Genomic DNA, 17,302 nt, shown 5'->3' on the forward strand with positions numbered 1-17,302 from the left:
ACCGCTTCCCCCGGGTTGTGCATGCCCGGGGCCGGTGGTTAGACCGTTCCGCCGGATAGCACCAGTTCGAGCCGGGCCGCGCCATCCGGGGTGACGCGGATCGGGACGCCCCAGTCCTGGCGGTGCATGTGGCAGGCCGGGAACTCGACCTCGGCCGAGTCGTCGCAGGACGCCGCCTGGACGGCGACGTGCAGTACGCCGTCCCCGACCCGCTCGTCGATGACGAGCCGGCGGCTCAGCTCGATGGAGTCGCCGGCGCCTTCACGCAGCAGGTTCTCCGGCGTCGACGACACCAGCAACCGGGTCGACGGTCCGTACCGATCGTCCAGCTTCTGCCCCGGCGGCGGCGTGAAGACGACCTCCAGCGTCACCTCCCCACCCGTGACGTCCATCGGCGGCCGCTGGGTCCTGGTGCTGAACTCGTCCGCCTTCGCCGACGCACCCAGCGGGATCCGGGTCAGCCGATGGGCCGCGGACTCGACCACCAGCAGTTCGTTGCCCACGACAACAGCACCGCTGGGCTCGGCCAGTCCGGTGACCATCGTGTCGACCACATCGGTGCGCGGGTCATAGCGTCGTACGGCGCCGTTGTAGGTGTCGGCGATCGCGATCGAGCCGTCCGGGAGGACCGTCACGCCGAGCGGATGCTGGAGCAGGGCTTCGCTCGCCTTGCCGTCGCGCAGGCCGAAGTCGAACAGGCCGGTGCCGACGGCGGTGTGTACCTCGGTGTCGATCCAGCGCAGCGCGGAGATCTCGGAATCGGCCAGCCAGAGCCGGTCCCCGTCCGCCGCCAGGCCGCTGGTCTGCGCGAACCACGCCTCGGCCGGGGCGCCGTCCTTCAGCCCCTCGTTGGTGGTGCCGGCGGCAACTTCCGTGACCTTGGTGAACGGGTCGTACGTCCACAACTGGTGGACTCCGGCCATCGCGATCCAGACCTTGTCCTGCCACCAGGCGAGGTCCCACGGAGAGCTCAGGACGTCGGTCCCATCGCCGTCCATCCACTGCTTGCCGGTGCCGACCAAGGTGGTGACCCGGCCGCTGGCCAGGTCGATGCCGCGGAGCGCGTGGTTGACCGTGTCGGCGACGACGACGTCGTACCCGAGCTTGGTCGCGACCTCGGCCGGGAGCCGCGTCAGCCCGTTCGGCTCGGAGAAGCTGGCCTGTGCCTCGCCGTCGGCGAATCCACGGTGCCCGGTGCCGATCCGGCGTACGACGGTGGTCGCGTCCTCGGCGAGTTCGACGATGCTGTGGTTCCCGGCGTCGGCCACCAGGAAACCCTTGTCCAGGGCAACGACCTTGGCCGGGAAGCGGAGGTCGGTGGGCTCCGGCGCGGGAGCGACGTACGGCGACTTCCCCCGGGTCAGCGTGCCGGCGCGCTCGTGCTCCTCGATCAGCTCGGCCAGCTGGGCGTCGAGGGCGTGCGCGTGTCCCTCACCGGAGTACTGCGCGACGATGTACCCGTTCGGGTCGACCAGGACCAGCGTCGGCCAGGCCCGGGCGGTGTAGTTCTGCCATGTCACCAGCTCGGGGTCGTCGAGCACCGGGTGGCCGACCTCGTACCGCTCCACGGCGGAGCGGACCGCCGCCTCCTCGCCCTCGTGCGCGAACTTCGGTGAATGCACCCCCACGATCACCAGCGCGTCGCCGTACTTCTCCTCCAGCGGCCGCAACTCGTCCAGCACGTGCAGGCAGTTGATGCAGCAGAACGTCCAGAAATCCAGCAACAAGAACCGCCCCCGGAAGTCCGCGAGCGACAGCTCCCGCCCTCCCGTGTTCAACCATCCACGACCCTTGAGCTCCGGCGCACGCACATGCATGCCGCCATTCTCCGCCGCGGCTCAAGAACGCCCGCGGGCGGCCCAGCCTGCGGACCGTCCCCACCCGCCTCCCCGCCGGTGGTGTACCGACCAACGGGTAGTGCACCGGCGATACGCCGTACACAGAAACGCACGAACGCTCAACTGCACTACCTGTCGGCCCACCATTACCCGTCCATCCGCACGCTCCCACCCCAGCCGAGGCCGACGACCCACACATCAACCAGCAGAACCTCCAGCTCCCACGCACGCTGCTGACCGGTGTGCCGGCGACCGGATATCCCCTCGAGTTGTGCCTTCTCCCCTGTCATACGAACAGAGAACCCACAACACCAGCGGATATCCCGTGGAATGCAGGGAAGTGCCGGGCGGGGTGTGCGGGCGGCCGGCGGTTGCGGGCACGGAGGCGGGCGGCTGCCGAGGCGGGGTGGGGTGGGTGGTGCGGTGGGTCAGCACGGCGGGCGGTTGCGGCGCGCGGCGGAGGCCGCGGGACGTACGGCGGGCGGTTGCGGCGCACGGCGGAGGCCGCGAGACGTAGGCGGGCGGTTGCGGGACGGGCGGAGTGGGGTGGGGTGGTGGGTCAGCGGGGTAGGACGAGGGTGTCGGTGAGGAGTTTGGCGGTTTTGCGGAGGGTGGCGGGGGATGAGGAGAGGTCGGCGGCGAGGGCGTAGGGGGTGAGGGGTTCGCCGGGGCCGACCAGGCGGTGGCGGTGGGCCAGGAGCCAGACGATGGCGCGCGGCCAGGTGGACAGGCGGGCCTTGGCGAGCAGGTCGGGGGCCTCACGGACCAGGCGCTCGGCGATGTCGAAGGCGTCGGGCGCGTACGCGTTGCCCAGCGTCTCGCCGGCCATCAGCCAGGCGTGCGGGGCGAGGACGGACAGGGTGGCGGCCTGGGACTTGTCGAGTCCGTGCAGATCCGGCTGTGGCGGTGACCCGAGACCCGACAAGGCCCGGTACGCGTCCTCCAGGTCGTTGGTGGTGTCGTCGAGGAAGACCCGCTCGCCCGGTTTCGAACCGACCGGGTCGACCATCGCCGCGGCCTCCAGCGCCGGCGTCCACACGTCCACCGCGTCGACAGCCTCGTCGATGGCGTCCAGCGCCAACTGCGTCCGGTCCCCCGCGAACCCCAGCCAGGCCTTGACCACCACCGGCACGGCCTCGAAGTAGGTGCTGTCGGCAAGCACCTTGCGGGGCAGCCAGTGCGCCAGGAACAGCTCGACCAGTACGGCGCTCACCCGCAGCGGACCGCCGACGGTGTGGTCCACCGCATGGTCGATCCACAGCCGCACGATGTCCGCCGCGTCCCCGGACAGGCCCGCGCCGTACGGCGACTCCAGGAAATCGTCGACCAACTGATCCCGCTGCCTCGGTGACAGCAGTGGGCGGACCGGTGGGCGGATCGGGCGCTCCGGCAACTGGGTCAGCCGGTTCACCAGCAGGGCCGAGAAGAACTCGAAGTCCTCGCTGACCGGCGGATCGTCGTAGTCGTTGGTCTCGCCCAGCGCCTGCAGGATGATCCCGGCCGCGGTCGGCGGGCGGACCGAACGGATCGTCACCCGGCCGCCGCGCTGGTACGCCTCGAGCACCCGGTCCACCGGCGGCCCGACGAACACGTCCTTCACGATCGCGCCGAGGTTGTTGTCGATGAACACCACCACGGTGTGCGGATGGTGGTCGTCGTCGTAGTCCAGTACGACGCTCAGCCCGTCACCACTGATGTCCTCGGACACGATCGCGCTGGTCAGCCGGAACCCGGCGATCCGGGTCACCCACTCCGGCACCTCGGCCTCGGTGCGCAACCTGGACAGGTGTGCCCGCTGCAGCGGCAACCGGCCGGCCGGACCGACCGTGCGGGCCAGACTCGTCAGCAGGACAAAGGATTCGAGGTCGCGGCGCTCACCGAGCACCCGCGCGGCATCGGCCCAGAAGAACCGCTCGACCTCGCCGATCTCGTCCGGCCTGCCGGCCGGCCAGAGCTGGTCGGCGAGCATCGCCGCCGACCGAGCGACGGAAGCCTCGGCGATCACCGGGTGCAGGGCCGGCGGCGCGGCGGCCAGGTCGAGGGAGAGCGTTTCCAGCAGGGTTTCCAGCACGGCGACGCTCGGCGTGGTGTCGACGTCGACACCAGCCGTGGGTCCGTGGGTCGGGCCCGGCGCCGAATCGACCAGCCGCAGGTGGCTGCGCCGTCCGTCCCGGCCTCGCGGTGACTTGGTCACGTCCGCGACATTACCGTCCGGTCCCGGTCCGCCGCAGGCCCCTGCGCGCGTCCTGTGGACAACACGCTCGACACGCCGTCACGGAACGACTGCGGCCCGTGCTTGGAGTAGCACGGGCCGCGTCGTACGTCGTACCGCCGGTCAGCCCTTCAGGGCTCCCGCCATCAGACCGCCGATGAACCAGCGGCCCAGCAGGATGTAGACCAGCAGCGTCGGGAGCGAGGTGATCAGCGCGCCCGCCATGCTGGCCGCGTAGTCGACCTTCTGCCCGCCGGCCAGCGCCGCCAGGCCCAGGGTCACCGGGCCGTTGTTCTGCTGGGTCAGGAACAGGGCGAACAGGAAGTCGTTCCAGACCGAGGTGAACTGCCAGATCAGCGTCACCACGAACCCGGAGATCGAGATCGGCAGGATGATCCGCAGGTAGGTCTGGATCAGCCCGGCGCCGTCCACCCGGGCCGACTCGATGATCTCGTTCGGCACGATCGTGGCGTAGTAGTTCCGGAAGATCAGCGTGCAGATCGGGATGCCGTAGATGCAGTGCGCGATGATCAGCGTCGGCACGCCCCGGGTGACGTCCAGTTCGGTGAACGTCGTCCGCAGCGGCAGCATGACCGCCTGGTAGGGGATGAACATCCCGAACAGGATGAACGCGAACACGATGTTCGCGCCCGGGAACCGCCAGCGGGCCAGCACGAACCCGTTCACGGACCCGATCATCGACGAGATGATCGCGGCCGGGATCGCCAGCGACAGCGAGCGGAGCATGTACGGCTGCAGCACGTCCCAGGCCTTGCGCCACGGCTCCAGCGTCCAGGTCGTCGGCAACGACCACTGCGCGGCGGCGGTGGTGTCGGCGGACGTCTTGAAGCTGCCGATCACCACGACGTACACCGGGGTCAGCACGAACAGCAAGAAGAGCAGCAGCAGGAGATACCGGACGGTCCGGCTGCGCCGGGTCGATCCGTCCGAGATCATTCCGTGCTTCTGCGGCTTCCGGCTGATCGCCGCGGCGGCCTGGCCGGTCGCGGCCTCTACGGCGGTCATTCCTGACTCTCCTGCCGGACGGTGTACGCGACGTACGGGATGACGAGTACGGCGACGACCGCGAGCATCACGATCGCGATCGCGGCCGCCTTGGCCTGGTCACTGCGCAACAAGGTGTTCCACATGTAGATCGAGGGCACCTCGGTGCGGAACTGGTTCGGCCCGGTGATCGCGTAGATCAGGTCGAACAGCTTCAGCGACATATGGCCGAGGATGATCAGCGCCGACAGGGCGATCGGCGACAGCTGGGGAAACAGCACGTGCCGGTACAGCTTGAACTCCGACGCGCCGTCGACCCGGGCCGCCTCACGCAGCTCCGGCGGGATCCCCCGGAAGCCTGCCAGGAACAGGGCCATGATGTACCCGGACAACTGCCAGACCGCGGGCAGGGCGATGGCCATCATCGTGGTCCACCGGCTTCCCGCGGTCCACCACGGATTCTCCAGGAAGTTCAGATGGAGAATCGAGAACAGCCGGTTCAGCCCGCGTGCGTCGTCACCCTGGGACGGGTTCAGCAACCAGCCCCAGACGACGCCCGAGGCGATCATCGAGATCGCCATCGGGAACAGGTAGATCGACCGGAAGACCGACTCGCCGGGCACGCCCTTCTCCAGCAGGAGCGCCCAGAGCACGCCGAAGATCAGCGTGCCCACGATGAACGCCACCGTGAGCACGCCGAGGTTCTTCAGTGAGTTGAGGAACCGGTCCTCGCTGAACAGGTTCGTGTAGTTCTCGAACCCGACATAGTGGACCGTGCCCTTGCGGGCCGTGTGCCGGTCGGTCAGCGAGGTGTTGAAGGTCCAGGCGATCAGCCCGTAGACGAAGTACCCGAGCAGCAGCACGGTCGGCAGGAGCACCAGGGCGCCAGGACCCCAGGTGCGGATTCTTCCGTGCATGCTCAGTCCTCCGGCCCGCGACCGGTCCGCAACTCGATCGGCATCAGTTCGTCTTCATCGCAGCGCCGATGGCGGACTGCAGCTTGGCGACGTCCGGGCTGCCACTGAACTGGCTGAGCGCGGACAGGATGTCGTTGTTCTGACCCAGCGTGCACGCGGCACCGTGGGCGCAGGACGGGACGATCTTGTCGGACTTCCAGTCGGCCATCGCGGTCTGCTGGTACTTCGGGTAGTCCTCCGGCTTCGCGTCCGAGCGGGCCGGGATCGAGCCCTTCTTGGTGTTGAACGCCTTCTGGCCCTCGGCCGAACCGACCGTCTTCAGCCAGCACTTCGCACCGTCGGGGTCCGCACCGTTGGTCGGCAGCGTGAACGAGTCCGCCAGGAACTGGAAGGTCCCCGCCGTCCCCGGAGCCGGCCAGTAGGTGTACGCGGAGTCCGGAACCTTGTCGGCCAGCTGCTGCGCGGCGACCCAGTCACCCATCAGCGTGTAGCCGGCCTGGCCCTTGTTCACGTACCCCAGCGCGTCCGGCCAGTCGATCGCCTCGCGGTCCGCGTTGGTGTAGGTCAGCAGCTTCTTGTACTTGTCCAGCGCCGCGGTCACGTCCGCGCCGGCCCAGTCGGTCTTCCCGTCCCACAGACCGCTGAACTTGTCCGGACCGAGGTCGGCCAGCAGCACGGCCTCGACCAGCATCTCCTGCGCGAAGCCCTTGGAGATCGCCAGCGGCGCCTTCACACCGGCCGCCTTCAGCTTGTCCATGTCCGCGATCCACGCGTCCACGCTGGCCGGCGCCTTGGTGCCGTCGATGCTGGCCTTCTTCAGCACGGTCGGGTTGGCCCAGACCACGTTCGCCCGGTGGATGTTGGCCGGGATCGAGTAGATCTTGCCGTCGACGGTGAGGTTGTCGATCAGGTTCTGCGGGAAGGCCTTGTCCAGCCCGTAGTCCTTGTACAGCTGGCTGACGTCGTCGACCTGCCCGGCGTTGATGTAGTCCTTCAGCTCCGCGCCGGCGTGGGCCTGGAACGTCGACGGCGGCTTGCCCGCCTGCAGGTCGTTGGCCAGCACCTGCTTGGCGTTCGACCCGGCGCCACCCGCGACCGCGGAGTTGACGAACTTGAAATCCTTGCAGTCGGTGTTGAACACCGAGACCATGCCGTCCAGGCCGGCCTTCTCGCCGCCATCTGCCCACCAGGTGAAGACGGTCACGTCCTTGCTGGCCGCCGAGTCTCCCCCGCCGCCACCGTCGTCGCTGTTCCCGCAGGCGCTGACCGCGAGAAGACCCGCCGCACTCAGCACCGCGAGGGTCTTGCTCAGACCACGCATGTTCACTCTCCGATCACTTGGGTGGAGCCGCCTGTGACAACGATGCCCCCTTGACGGCCCAACTCTGGGCACGCGGCCCGCCGAGTGTCAACGCTCCGCGCAGGCGCGTTGCGCAGCCGTGACCCCGCGCGCCGCACGAGTGTGAGAGCGCGCACATCCGGCGCCCGATCGGGCACCATGAGCAGTCGCGTTGCGCGAAACTTTCCTACGGACGCAGGAGAACCTTGATCGCCCGCCGCTCGTGCATGGCTTTGTAGCCCTCGGCCACTTCCGCCAGCGGCATCTCGACGTCGAAGACCTTGCCCGGGTCGATCTCGCCCGCCAGTACGTCGGCCATCAACTGCGGCAGGTAGGCACGCACGGGCGCTGCTCCACCGGCCAGACCGACGTTGCGCCGGAACATCACACCGATCGGCGGCTCCACCCCGTGCGGCACTCCGACGAACCCGACCATCGCCCCGGCCCTGGCGACATCGAACGCGGTCGTCATCGCCTGTCCGGTCCCGACACACTCCAGAACCGCGTCAGCACCGACACCACCGGTCAGTTCGAGTACGGCGTCCCGCGCCGCGTCATCGCGTTCGGAAATGATGTCCGTGGCACCGAACTCGACGGCAAGCTTCTGACGTGGTTCGTGCCGTGACAAGGCAACGACTCGCTCCGCCCCCATCCGCGAGGCCGCCAGTACGCCGCACAGTCCGACGGCTCCGTCACCGACCACGACCACGGTGTCGCCGGCCTTCACGCGCGCAGCGCGGGCGGCATGCCAGCCGGTGCCCATCACGTCGGACAAAGCGAGCAGCGACGGGACCAGCGAGTCGTCCGGCGGCTCGGGCGTCGCCACCAGCGTGCCATCGGCGAACGGGAGCTTGACGTACTCGCCCTGGCCGCCGTCTGCCTGGTCGGTGCCGTAGCCGACCCGGTTCTGGCAGGCGGTCTGGTACCCGGCCTGGCAGTTCGGGCAGGTGCCGTCGCTCACCACGAACGGCGTGATCACGAAGTCGCCGGGCTTGACCGTGCGCACCTCGGCGCCGACCTCCTCGACGATCCCGACGAACTCGTGCCCGATCCGCCGCGGCTCCGTGACCGGGTTCTCGCCCCGGTACGGCCACAGGTCCGAGCCACAGATGCATGAGGCAACGATTCTCACCAGCGCGTCCGTCGGCCCGTCGATGGCCGGATCCGGGACGTCGCTCAGCCTGATGTCAAACGGGGCATGAATCATCGTGGCACGCATGCTGCCAGCTTAAGCCGTGCTGTAGCGGCCCCTGCGGTGGACCAGGGGTGGGACCTCGTCGGCGGCGAGCTCGACATGGACGATCTCCAGCTGGACCTGGAGAGCCCAGCCGACCTCGGGCGGATCGGGCGTGGCCAGGGTGCAGCCGGCCCAGGTGGTGACACCGACCGGAGCCGGGCCCCACTCGGTGTCCGTCCAGTCGATCAGCCGGAACGGGCCGCCCGGAGCCGGCGCGACGTAGCCGAACGCGTCGGCGAGCTGCTGATGCGGGGCGCCGAGCAAGGCGACGACCGCGGTCCTTGCCTGACGCAACGTTTCCCACAGGTCCGAGTCGGGATCGATCAAGCCGATCACGTAGCCGGGCTCGCCGTCGGCGACCAGCATGGACGACACCGTGAGCCCCGCGCGCTTCCCGTCGTACGAGCTGGTCCACAGGCCGACCGGCGACGGCAGCCGCCCACGCAGCCGGCGGACCGGGCTGCGCTCGGACTCAGGCGGCAAGAACGGGTGATCGCCGTGGATCGTCATACCCGCACGGTACTTACCGCGCGGTCACGCGGGGCGGCAGGGTGAAGCGGTCGATGGGCTGGACGAGCAGGCCGTGGGCGCCGCGGATCGTGTCGGGCCGTCCGTCCGCGTCGAAGGTGAACCTGTACCGCTGCCCGTAGGTGCCGGCTCCGGAGTCGTCGGTCACGAGCAGCGTGTCGCCGTCGGCTTCCAGCACGGTCGGCCTGTCCGCCGGATTGCCCTGGGCCGGATCGAGGGCATAGAGCCGGCCACCGAGCAGGACGATGTCGCTGACGCCCCAGACGTTGGCGTACCGACCGGTGAAGCGGGCCAGATCGGCCGGGTCGGCCGGGCGATCCTTCGACTCGGCCAGATCGAGCAGGCGGAAGAATCCCTCGGCGAACGGCCCGGCCGGACCGTCGATCGAGTTCGTCAGTACGGAGACCGCGATCCGGGCGGACCCGTCGACCATGGACCGGGTGGTGTGCCCCGGGTAGCCGCCACCGTGCCCGAACAGCTGCCGGTCGCCGGTCTTCACGATGTCCAGACCCAGCCCGTAGCGCGGCCAGTCGTCCCGCGTCGTCTGCCACAGCGGGTGCTGCATCTCGCGCTTCGACTTGTCCGTCAGCAGCCGGTCGTCGCCGGGCAGGTGCGCGGAGAAGTAGGTGACCAGATCCCGGGCGTTGCCGAAGAAGCCGGTCGCCGAGGCCAGCGCCCGGGTGTCGACGTGCTCGATCGGGACCCGGTCCGGGGCGTACGACAGGGCGCTGTAGCCCGCGGCGTACTCCGTCAGCCGGGCAGGATCCAGCTCCGGCCCGAGTCCGGACAGCCCCAGCTTGTCCACGATCGCGGTCTGGACATAGGAGTTGTACGACGTCCCGGACGCGGCCTCCACCACCAGACCGAGCAGGCCGTACCCGATGTTCGTGTACTTGAAGCGCTCGTTCTCCGGCAGCACGGCCGACGACTCCTGCCGAAGTACCTCCAGCAGCTCGTCACGGTCCGGGAACTTGGTCGCGAGCTGCCACCAGTCGGCCGCGTCGCTGTCCCGGGTGATCCCGCCGGCGTGCGCCAGCAACTCACGGACGGTCCGCTCGCCCAGCGGCGTGCCGAGGATCTCCGTGACGTGTTGCGACGCCTTGTCGTCCAGCCGCAGCCGACCGTGCTCGACCAGCTGGAACACGGCCGTCGCGGTGAACGTCTTCGAGTGCGACGCGATCCGGAACAGGTGCTGTTCGGTCAGCGGTAGGTCGTCCTCCACGTCCGCCATTCCGTACGCCGCCGAGAAGGCGACGCCGTTCCCGGCGTACACCGCGACCTGGACCCCGGGCACCCGCTGGAAGCGTTGGTTGAACGCCAGCCAGGTGTCGTAGTAGGCGAGTACTTCGCGCAGGTTCTCGGAATCCGGAGCGTCAGACATGACGCCTAGATTGAATGACGCGGAAGCGACTCGCAACGTATGCGCCGTCGGTGTATGTCGCGTTGGCGGCCGGATTCGCGCCGGTGCCGTGGAAATCGCTGAAAGCAGCCGATTGATTGACGAACACCTGGCCGGTCAGGTTCTCCGACAGGGCGACCCCGGCGTCGAGTGCGGCGTCGCGGGCCTGGTCGAGCACCCCCGGGTCGGTCGAGTAGATCCCGGCGGTCATCGCGCCGCCCTCGGTGACGGTCGACCGGAAGAGGTCGATCGACTCCGCGGTGTCCGCGGTCCGCACCAGGAACGACACCGGCCCGAAGCACTCGTGCCCGTACACCTCCTCGTCCTTGGCGTCGATCGCAACCAGGAGCGGCGTACGCACCACCGCGTCCGGGAAGGACGGGTGCTGGATCGCCCGGGACTCCAGCACGACCTCGCCGTACTCCGGGGCGAGCTCGAGCCGGCTGATCACGGCCTGGTTCACGATCCCGCCGAGGATCTCCACCGCGCGGGCGTCGTCGCCGAGCAGCTTGCCCATCGCGCCGGCGATGCCCGCACCGACCTCGTCGAAGGACTTGTGCCCCTCGTCGGTCTCGATCCCACCGGCCGGGACGAAGATGTTCTGGGTGGTGGTGCACATCTGGCCCGAGTACAGCGACAGTGTGAACGCGAGGTTCCCGCAGAGCGCCTTGAACGCGTCGGTGGAGTCGATGACGACCGCGTTGACGCCGGCCTTCTCGGTGAACACGGTCGCCTGGGTCGCGTTCTGCTCCAGCCACTCACCGAACTCGCTGCCGCCGGTGAAGTCGATCAGCTTGACCTCGGGCCGCTGGGCCAGCGGCTTGGCCAGGCCGTCGCCGGCGCGCTCCACGGCCACGGTGACCAGGTTCGGGTCGAAGCCGGCCTCGGCGAGCACCTCGCGGCAGACCTCGACGGTGATCGCCAGCGGCAGGACCGCGAGCGGGTGCGGCTTCACCACGACGGCGTTGCCGGTGACCAGCGACGCGAACAGGCCGGGCCACGAGTTCCAGGTCGGGAACGTGTTGCAGCCGATCACCAGCGCGACACCGCGGCCGGTGACGGTGAACGTCTTCTCCATCCGGATCGGGTTGCCCTTGGCCGGCTTCTCCCAGGTGGCCTCGGCCGGGTACCGGTTCATCTCCTCGTAGGCGTACGCGACCGCCTCCAGCGCCCGGTCCAGCGCGTGCGCGCCGCCGGCCTGAAACGCCATCACGAACGCCTGCCCGCTGGTGTGCTGGACCGCGTTGGCCAGCTCGAACACCCGCTGGTGCAGCCGGGCGAGGATCTCCAGCGTGACGCCTGTCCGGGCGTCGATCCCGGCCTTGCGCCAGTCGGAGATGCCCTGCTGAGCCGCCGCCATCAGCTCGTCCAGCCCGTCCTCGACCGTCCGCGGGTAAGCCACGTCCATGGTGATCCCGAACGGCGACTGCTCGGTGACGACCGTGCCCCGCGATCCCGGGGTGTCCAGGGCGTACGTCGTACTCAGATGGGCCTCGAAGGCGGCCTTGCCGTCGGCGGCCGCCGTCTCGCCGTACACCCGGGGACTGGGAGACTCCGGGAAGGCGGAGTGGTAACCACGGCCGCGGATGGCCGCGATGGCGGCGTCCAAGCGTTCGCGGTGGGTGGCGAGCCGATCGGTACCGGTGGTGGTCATGGCTGCGATGTTACAGTCAACGGCACAATCAGAGATAGGTTGTCACAACAGTAGTTCTCGATGAGGCGAATCCATGGGTGACGAGCTGGCGGCCCGAGTGGCCGCGGCGATGTGGGCGGAGGACACCGCCAGCGCCGGCCTCGGCATGCGGCTGGTCGACGTCGGCGAGGGCACGGCCCGGCTCGAGATGCCGGTGCGCGAGGACATGGTCAACGGGCACGGGATCGCGCATGGTGGATTCGTGTTCAGCCTGGCCGACTCCGCGTTCGCGTTCGCCTGCAACTCGCGCAACCAGGTGACCGTCGCGCAGGCCTGCGACATCGTCTTCGTCGCCCCGGCCCGGCGCGGGGACCTGCTGGTCGCCGAGGCCCAGGAGCGCACCGCCTTCGGCCGGAACGCGATCTACGACGTGACGGTCCGGCGCGGCGACGAGGTGATCGCCGAGTTCCGCGGCCGCAGCCGGCAGTTGTCCGGCACGATCCTGGCCTCGGAGGAGGAGTCATGACCCGTGCGGCGTTCCTGGTCGACGGCGTGCGTACGCCGATCGGACGGTACGGCGGTGCGCTCGCGACTGTCCGGCCCGACGACCTGGCCGCGCACGCGGTGTCCGCGTTGCTGGCCCGGCACAGCTCGCTCGATCCTTCGCTGATCGACGACGTGATCCTCGGCTGTGCGAACCAGGCCGGCGAGGACAACCGCAACGTGGCCCGGATGGCGGTGCTGCTGTCCGGTCTGCCGGTCGAGGTTCCGGGGTCGACGATCAACCGGCTCTGCGGCTCCGGTCTGGACGCGGTCGCCTCGGCCGCGCGGTCGATCGTTGCCGGCGACAACGAGATCGTGATCGCCGGCGGGGTCGAGTCGATGTCGCGGGCGCCGTTCGTGATGCCGAAGGCGACGACCGCGTTCTCCCGGCAGGCGGAGATCTTCGACACCACGATCGGCTGGCGGTTCGTGAACCCGGTCCTGCAGGCGCAGTACGGGATCGACTCGATGCCCGAGACCGCGGAGAACGTGGCCGCGGAGTTCGGCGTCTCTCGCGAGGACCAGGATCTGTTCGCGCTACGCAGCCAGCAGCGGGCCGCGAAGGCCCAGGCGAACGGGCGGCTGGCCGAGGAGATCGTCCCGGTCGAGGTCCACGGCAAGCGGGGTGCGGTGACGGTCGTCGATACCGACGAGCACCCGCGTGAGACCTCCCTGGAGGCGCTGGCCGGGTTGAAGACTCCGTTCCGCACGCCGGGAACGGTCACCGCCGGCAACGCGTCGGGCGTGAACGACGGCGCGGCGGCTCTGCTGGTGATGAGCGGCGACGCGGTCGATCGCCTCGGCGTCACGCCGCTGGCTCGGATCGCCGGTACGGCGGCCGCCGGCGTGCCGCCGCGGATCATGGGCATCGGTCCGGCGCCCGCCACCCGCAAACTGCTCGCCCGCACCGGCGTCGCACTGTCCGACATCGGCGCGATCGAACTCAACGAGGCGTTCGCATCCCAGTCGCTGGCGGTACTGCGCGAGCTCGGTCTCCCCGACGACGCCGAGCACGTCAATCCGAACGGCGGCGCCATCGCCCTCGGCCACCCCCTCGGGATGTCCGGCGCTCGCCTCGCTCTCACCGCCGCCTTGGAGCTTCGCCACCGCGACGCCGGGTACGCGCTGGCAACCATGTGCATCGGAGTGGGTCAGGGCATCGCGACCCTGCTCGCCCGTCCCTGATCGGTAGGTGGTGTGATGCTCGGCGATCCCTGTCCCGAGGACCTGCGTGACGACGGTGAACGGCTGTCCGTCGACGAACTCCGGTCCCGTCAGCTGTCGTTGCTGCAGACAACGATCAGGACGACGTACGAGAACGTCCCGCACTATCGGGCGGCGCTGGACTCGGTCGGCTTCGCGCCGGGCGACCTGAAGTCGCTGGAGGACCTGGGCCGGTTGCCGTTCACGGCCAAGGCGGATCTGCGCGACAACTATCCGTTCGGGATGTTCGCCGTACCGCGGTCCGAGGTGGTGCGGGTGCATGCCTCGTCGGGTACGACGGGACGGCCGACGGTGGTCGGGTACACGCGGCGGGATGTGGATACGTGGGCGGACCTGATGGCGCGGTCGATCCGGGCGGCCGGTGGGCGTGCGGGCGATGTGTGCCATGTTGCCTACGGCTACGGTCTGTTCACCGGCGGCCTCGGGGCGCACTACGGCGCCGAGCGGTTGGGGTGCACCGTCGTACCGGTGTCCGGCGGGATGACCGAACGGCAGGTCGACCTGATCCGTGACTTCGGTGCCCGGATCATCATGGTCACCCCGTCGTACTTCCTTGCCATCGTGGACGAACTCGAGGCGCGTGGCCTGGATCCGCGGGACACCTCGCTGCGGATCGGCATCTTCGGCGCCGAACCGTGGACCGAACAGATGCGCACCGAGGTCGAGCAGCGGACCGGGATGCACGCCGTCGACATCTACGGCCTGTCCGAGGTGATGGGTCCGGGTGTCGCGCAGGAATGTGTCGAGACCAAGGACGGCCTGCACATCTGGGAGGACCACTTCTACCCGGAGATCATCGACCCGGTGACCGGCGAGGTGCTGCCGGACGGCGAGGTCGGCGAACTGGTCTTCACCACGCTGACCAAGGAAGCCTTTCCGGTACTACGTTATCGCACACGGGACCTGACCCGGCTGCTCCCGGGGACAGCACGGCCGGGGATGCGGCGGATGGAGAAGATCACCGGCCGCACCGACGACATGATGATCGTCCGCGGCGTCAACGTGTTCCCCACCCAGATCGAGGAACAGATCCTGCTGGTCGAGGGCCTGACCCCGCACTACCTCTGCGTCCTCACCCGCCCCGGCCGCCTCGACGAACTCACCGTCCAGGTCGAAGGGGCCCCCGGCCTCACCGACCCCGCCACCGCCGGCACTCAACTCGCCCGCCGCATCAAAGACCGAGTAGGCGTCACCGCCACCGTCGAGGTCCTCGCCCCGCACGCCCTCGAACGGTCCTTGGGTAAGGCGAAACGGATCAAGGACGAGCGGTAGGCGTACGGCTCGACAGGAGGTGTCGCGCGGAGCGGCCGACCGGCGAGCGTATCCACGCGGCGATGGCAGCACCTGCCCCCACCACGTCCTGTCGAAATGTCCCACTCACAGCAATGCGTCGGCCTGGGATCGTGGGTGGCCGGCCTTGCGGAAGGCGGGTGGGCGGATGTGGGGGCGGACCAGGGCCTCGACCTCGAAGTCTTCGAGGTTGAACTTGGCGGCGATCTCGCGGTACGTCGCCCCGGTGCGGACCCGATCGATGACGTCCTCGACGCGGACCTCGGAGCCCTCGACGAGCGGCTGGCCGCCGGCTCGTTCCGGATCCACGAGGACATCCACATCGTGATAGATGACCAGCCGCAGCGTTGCGGCGTACCCGTCGTCGGCCCAGCCGATCGCGGCCGATCCCCGGCGAAGGACGCCGGGCAGACCGCCTTGGCTGTCGCGGATGCGTTCCCAGCCCTGTTCGCGGCCCTCGGCGGCGATCTCGACGAGCAGATCCCGGCCGTCGTGCGCCAGCCCGGACCACGCCAGCGGGTAGTGCCGCCCGGCGCGGGACCGCAGCGCGATCGCCGCTTCACCGATCGCCTGCAGCGACAGCCCGGCGTACCTGAGCTGTCGCAGCATATGCGTCTCGACCAGCCCGGCGAAGGTGATCGTCGGCTCCCCGCGTCCACCGCTGCCCGCCTCCAGCGCCCCCGACCGCAACCAGTCCCCCAGCGTCGTCGCGGGCAACCCGAGTTGGAGCGCCACCTCGGCACGTGTGTACAGCGGCAGGTCGAACCGTGGATCCACGTCTCACCTCTTCGCGCGGTGCGGGCGCTTTCAAGCACCAGAGTGCCAGAAACCGGGTTTCCGGCCGGGATCCCGGCTGTGTATCGTGCTGCCTGCCGGAGGGATCGGCATCCCCCGGCGGCGGAGAGGAGGTGAGCGCGATGTCGAGTTCGACCGTCGTGCTGCCCGTCCGCCGTACCCGCGGCTGAGACCGGGCGGCTCCACTTCAGTACAGGAGCTTTCAATGACCGAAGTACAGCGTCCGCCGCTGACCGCCGACGAGCGCGTCCAGCTGACCGGATGGCTCGACCTGCAACGTTCCTTCGTCCGGATGAAGTGCCAGGGGCTCGGCGAAGAAGATGCCCACCGCAAGCTTCTGCCGACGTCGCCGCTGATGACGATGGCCGGCCTGGTCGCGCATCTGCGCTGGAACGAGTACTCGTGGTTCCAGCTCGCCCTGGCCGGCGTCGCCGACACCGGCCAGACCCCGTGGACAGAAGGCGGTCACCCCGACGCCGAGATGTTCGTCGACGACATACCCATCGCCCAACTGCTGGACGAGTACGACGCCGAGTGCGCGCGATCCAACGAGACCATCGCCACGCACTCGCTGGATGCGCTCGAGCAGGGCCCGTACGCCGCGAAGGGTGATGCCGCGTCCTTGCGCTACATCCTCTGCCACATGATCGAGGAGACCGCGCGCCATGTCGGCCACCTCGACATCATCCGGGAACTCCTCGACGGCACCACCGGCTACACCCGTCCGAACGAGGACCCGGCATGAGGCCGCCACTGACAGCGGACGAACGGACCCAGCTGACCGGCTGGCTCGGTCATCTGCGCTCGCTGGTGCGAGTGAAGTGCGAGGGTCTGAACGAGGCCGACGCACATCGCAGCCTGCTGCCCACGTCGCCGCTCACGACGGTCGCCGGGCTGGTCGCGCATCTGCGCTGGATCGAGTACTCCTGGTTCACCGAGAACCTCCTCGGTACGCCGGACGAGGGGCAGACTCCGTGGAAGGAGGGCGGGCATCCCGACGCCGAGATGTTCGTCGACGACGTACCGCTCGCCCAACTGCTCGACGAGTACGACGCCGAATGCGCCCGATCGAACGAGATCATCGCCGGCTTCGACCTGGGTGACGTCGAACGGGCCGTGGTCCGTGACTCCGGGCAGGCGTCGATGCGGTACATCCTCTGCCACATGATCGAGGAGACCGCCCGTCACCTCGGGCACCTGGACATCATCCGGGAACTGCTGGACGGCACCACCGGCTACGAGAAGCTGAACTGATCCGAGGACTCCGGGGTGGGTGGTCTTCACCCGATGACCACCCTCCCCGGTAACCCGGTTACAGCGGCGCCGAGTGGTGGATAGGATG

The 17,302-nt window shown here is 69.2% G+C and carries 16 protein-coding genes; 5 read left to right on the forward strand and 11 right to left on the reverse strand.

What is annotated here, in order from left to right; all coding sequences use genetic code 11:
- Positions 1-38: 38 nt before the first annotated feature.
- The 10 genes from ACGFH6_RS19045 to paaN all read right to left on the reverse strand — a co-directional run bounded on the left by ACGFH6_RS19045 (position 39) and on the right by paaN (position 12,129).
- Positions 39-1,817: an NHL domain-containing thioredoxin family protein gene (locus tag ACGFH6_RS19045; RefSeq protein WP_393385305.1), complete on the reverse strand. Its 1,779-nt coding sequence runs from the start codon at positions 1,815-1,817 to the stop codon at positions 39-41.
- Positions 1,818-1,984: 167 nt separating this feature from the next.
- Positions 1,985-2,128 carry a hypothetical protein gene (locus tag ACGFH6_RS19050; protein WP_393385307.1) on the reverse strand — a complete coding sequence of 48 codons (144 nt, stop codon included), beginning with the start codon at positions 2,126-2,128 and terminating at the stop codon, positions 1,985-1,987.
- Positions 2,129-2,397: 269 nt separating this feature from the next.
- Positions 2,398-4,032: a hypothetical protein gene (locus tag ACGFH6_RS19055; protein ID WP_393385309.1), complete on the reverse strand. Its 1,635-nt coding sequence runs from the start codon at positions 4,030-4,032 to the stop codon at positions 2,398-2,400.
- Between the two features lie 141 nt (positions 4,033-4,173).
- Complete coding sequence (locus ACGFH6_RS19060) at positions 4,174-5,007, reverse strand: carbohydrate ABC transporter permease (RefSeq protein WP_393386720.1); 834 nt, start codon at positions 5,005-5,007, stop codon at positions 4,174-4,176.
- A 65-nt stretch (positions 5,008-5,072) separates the two neighbouring features.
- Positions 5,073-5,972, reverse strand: coding sequence for a carbohydrate ABC transporter permease (locus ACGFH6_RS19065; protein ID WP_393385311.1), 900 nt, complete (start codon positions 5,970-5,972; stop codon positions 5,073-5,075).
- Positions 5,973-6,015: 43 nt separating this feature from the next.
- Positions 6,016-7,293: an ABC transporter substrate-binding protein gene (locus tag ACGFH6_RS19070; protein WP_393385313.1), complete on the reverse strand. Its 1,278-nt coding sequence runs from the start codon at positions 7,291-7,293 to the stop codon at positions 6,016-6,018.
- A gap of 205 nt (positions 7,294-7,498) precedes the next feature.
- Positions 7,499-8,530, reverse strand: coding sequence for a zinc-dependent alcohol dehydrogenase family protein (locus ACGFH6_RS19075; RefSeq protein WP_393385315.1), 1,032 nt, complete (start codon positions 8,528-8,530; stop codon positions 7,499-7,501).
- A 9-nt stretch (positions 8,531-8,539) separates the two neighbouring features.
- A complete protein-coding gene (locus tag ACGFH6_RS19080; RefSeq protein WP_393385317.1) occupies positions 8,540-9,058 on the reverse strand; it encodes a flavin reductase family protein in 519 nt (172 codons plus the stop codon).
- Positions 9,059-9,071: 13 nt separating this feature from the next.
- Positions 9,072-10,457, reverse strand: a complete 1,386-nt coding sequence (locus ACGFH6_RS19085) for a serine hydrolase (RefSeq protein WP_393385319.1) — start codon at positions 10,455-10,457, stop codon at positions 9,072-9,074.
- On the reverse strand, positions 10,450-12,129 hold the full coding sequence (gene paaN / locus ACGFH6_RS19090; RefSeq protein WP_393385321.1) for a phenylacetic acid degradation protein PaaN: 1,680 nt from the start codon (positions 12,127-12,129) through the stop codon (positions 10,450-10,452). The genes ACGFH6_RS19085 and paaN overlap by 8 nt, the downstream gene beginning before the upstream one ends.
- Positions 12,130-12,202: 73 nt before the next feature.
- Here paaN and paaI point away from each other — a divergent pair, with 73 nt between their 5' ends.
- The 3 genes from paaI to paaK are packed head-to-tail and all read left to right on the forward strand — an operon-like array spanning position 12,203 to position 15,147.
- Complete coding sequence (gene paaI, locus ACGFH6_RS19095) at positions 12,203-12,634, forward strand: hydroxyphenylacetyl-CoA thioesterase PaaI (protein WP_393385323.1); 432 nt, start codon at positions 12,203-12,205, stop codon at positions 12,632-12,634.
- Positions 12,631-13,836, forward strand: coding sequence for a 3-oxoadipyl-CoA thiolase (gene pcaF, locus ACGFH6_RS19100; protein ID WP_393385325.1), 1,206 nt, complete (start codon positions 12,631-12,633; stop codon positions 13,834-13,836). Before paaI ends, pcaF begins: the two co-directional genes overlap by 4 nt.
- A 15-nt stretch (positions 13,837-13,851) precedes the next feature.
- Positions 13,852-15,147 carry a phenylacetate--CoA ligase PaaK gene (gene paaK, locus ACGFH6_RS19105; protein ID WP_393385327.1) on the forward strand — a complete coding sequence of 432 codons (1,296 nt, stop codon included), beginning with the start codon at positions 13,852-13,854 and terminating at the stop codon, positions 15,145-15,147.
- Between the two features lie 105 nt (positions 15,148-15,252).
- Here the strand turns inward: paaK and ACGFH6_RS19110 are convergent, their stop codons facing one another.
- Complete coding sequence (locus tag ACGFH6_RS19110; protein WP_393385329.1) at positions 15,253-15,942, reverse strand: DUF433 domain-containing protein; 690 nt, start codon at positions 15,940-15,942, stop codon at positions 15,253-15,255.
- A 223-nt stretch (positions 15,943-16,165) separates the two neighbouring features.
- Between ACGFH6_RS19110 and ACGFH6_RS19115 the strand changes: the two genes are divergently transcribed.
- Both ACGFH6_RS19115 and ACGFH6_RS19120 read left to right on the forward strand, forming a co-directional pair.
- Positions 16,166-16,705, forward strand: coding sequence for a DinB family protein (locus ACGFH6_RS19115; protein WP_393385331.1), 540 nt, complete (start codon positions 16,166-16,168; stop codon positions 16,703-16,705).
- Positions 16,702-17,214, forward strand: a complete 513-nt coding sequence (locus ACGFH6_RS19120) for a DinB family protein (protein WP_393385333.1) — start codon at positions 16,702-16,704, stop codon at positions 17,212-17,214. Before ACGFH6_RS19115 ends, ACGFH6_RS19120 begins: the two co-directional genes overlap by 4 nt.
- The last annotated feature ends 88 nt before the right edge of the window (positions 17,215-17,302 follow it).

This window comes from Kribbella sp. NPDC049227 (genome assembly GCF_043197265.1).
Taxonomy (GTDB): Bacteria; Actinomycetota; Actinomycetes; order Propionibacteriales; family Kribbellaceae; genus Kribbella.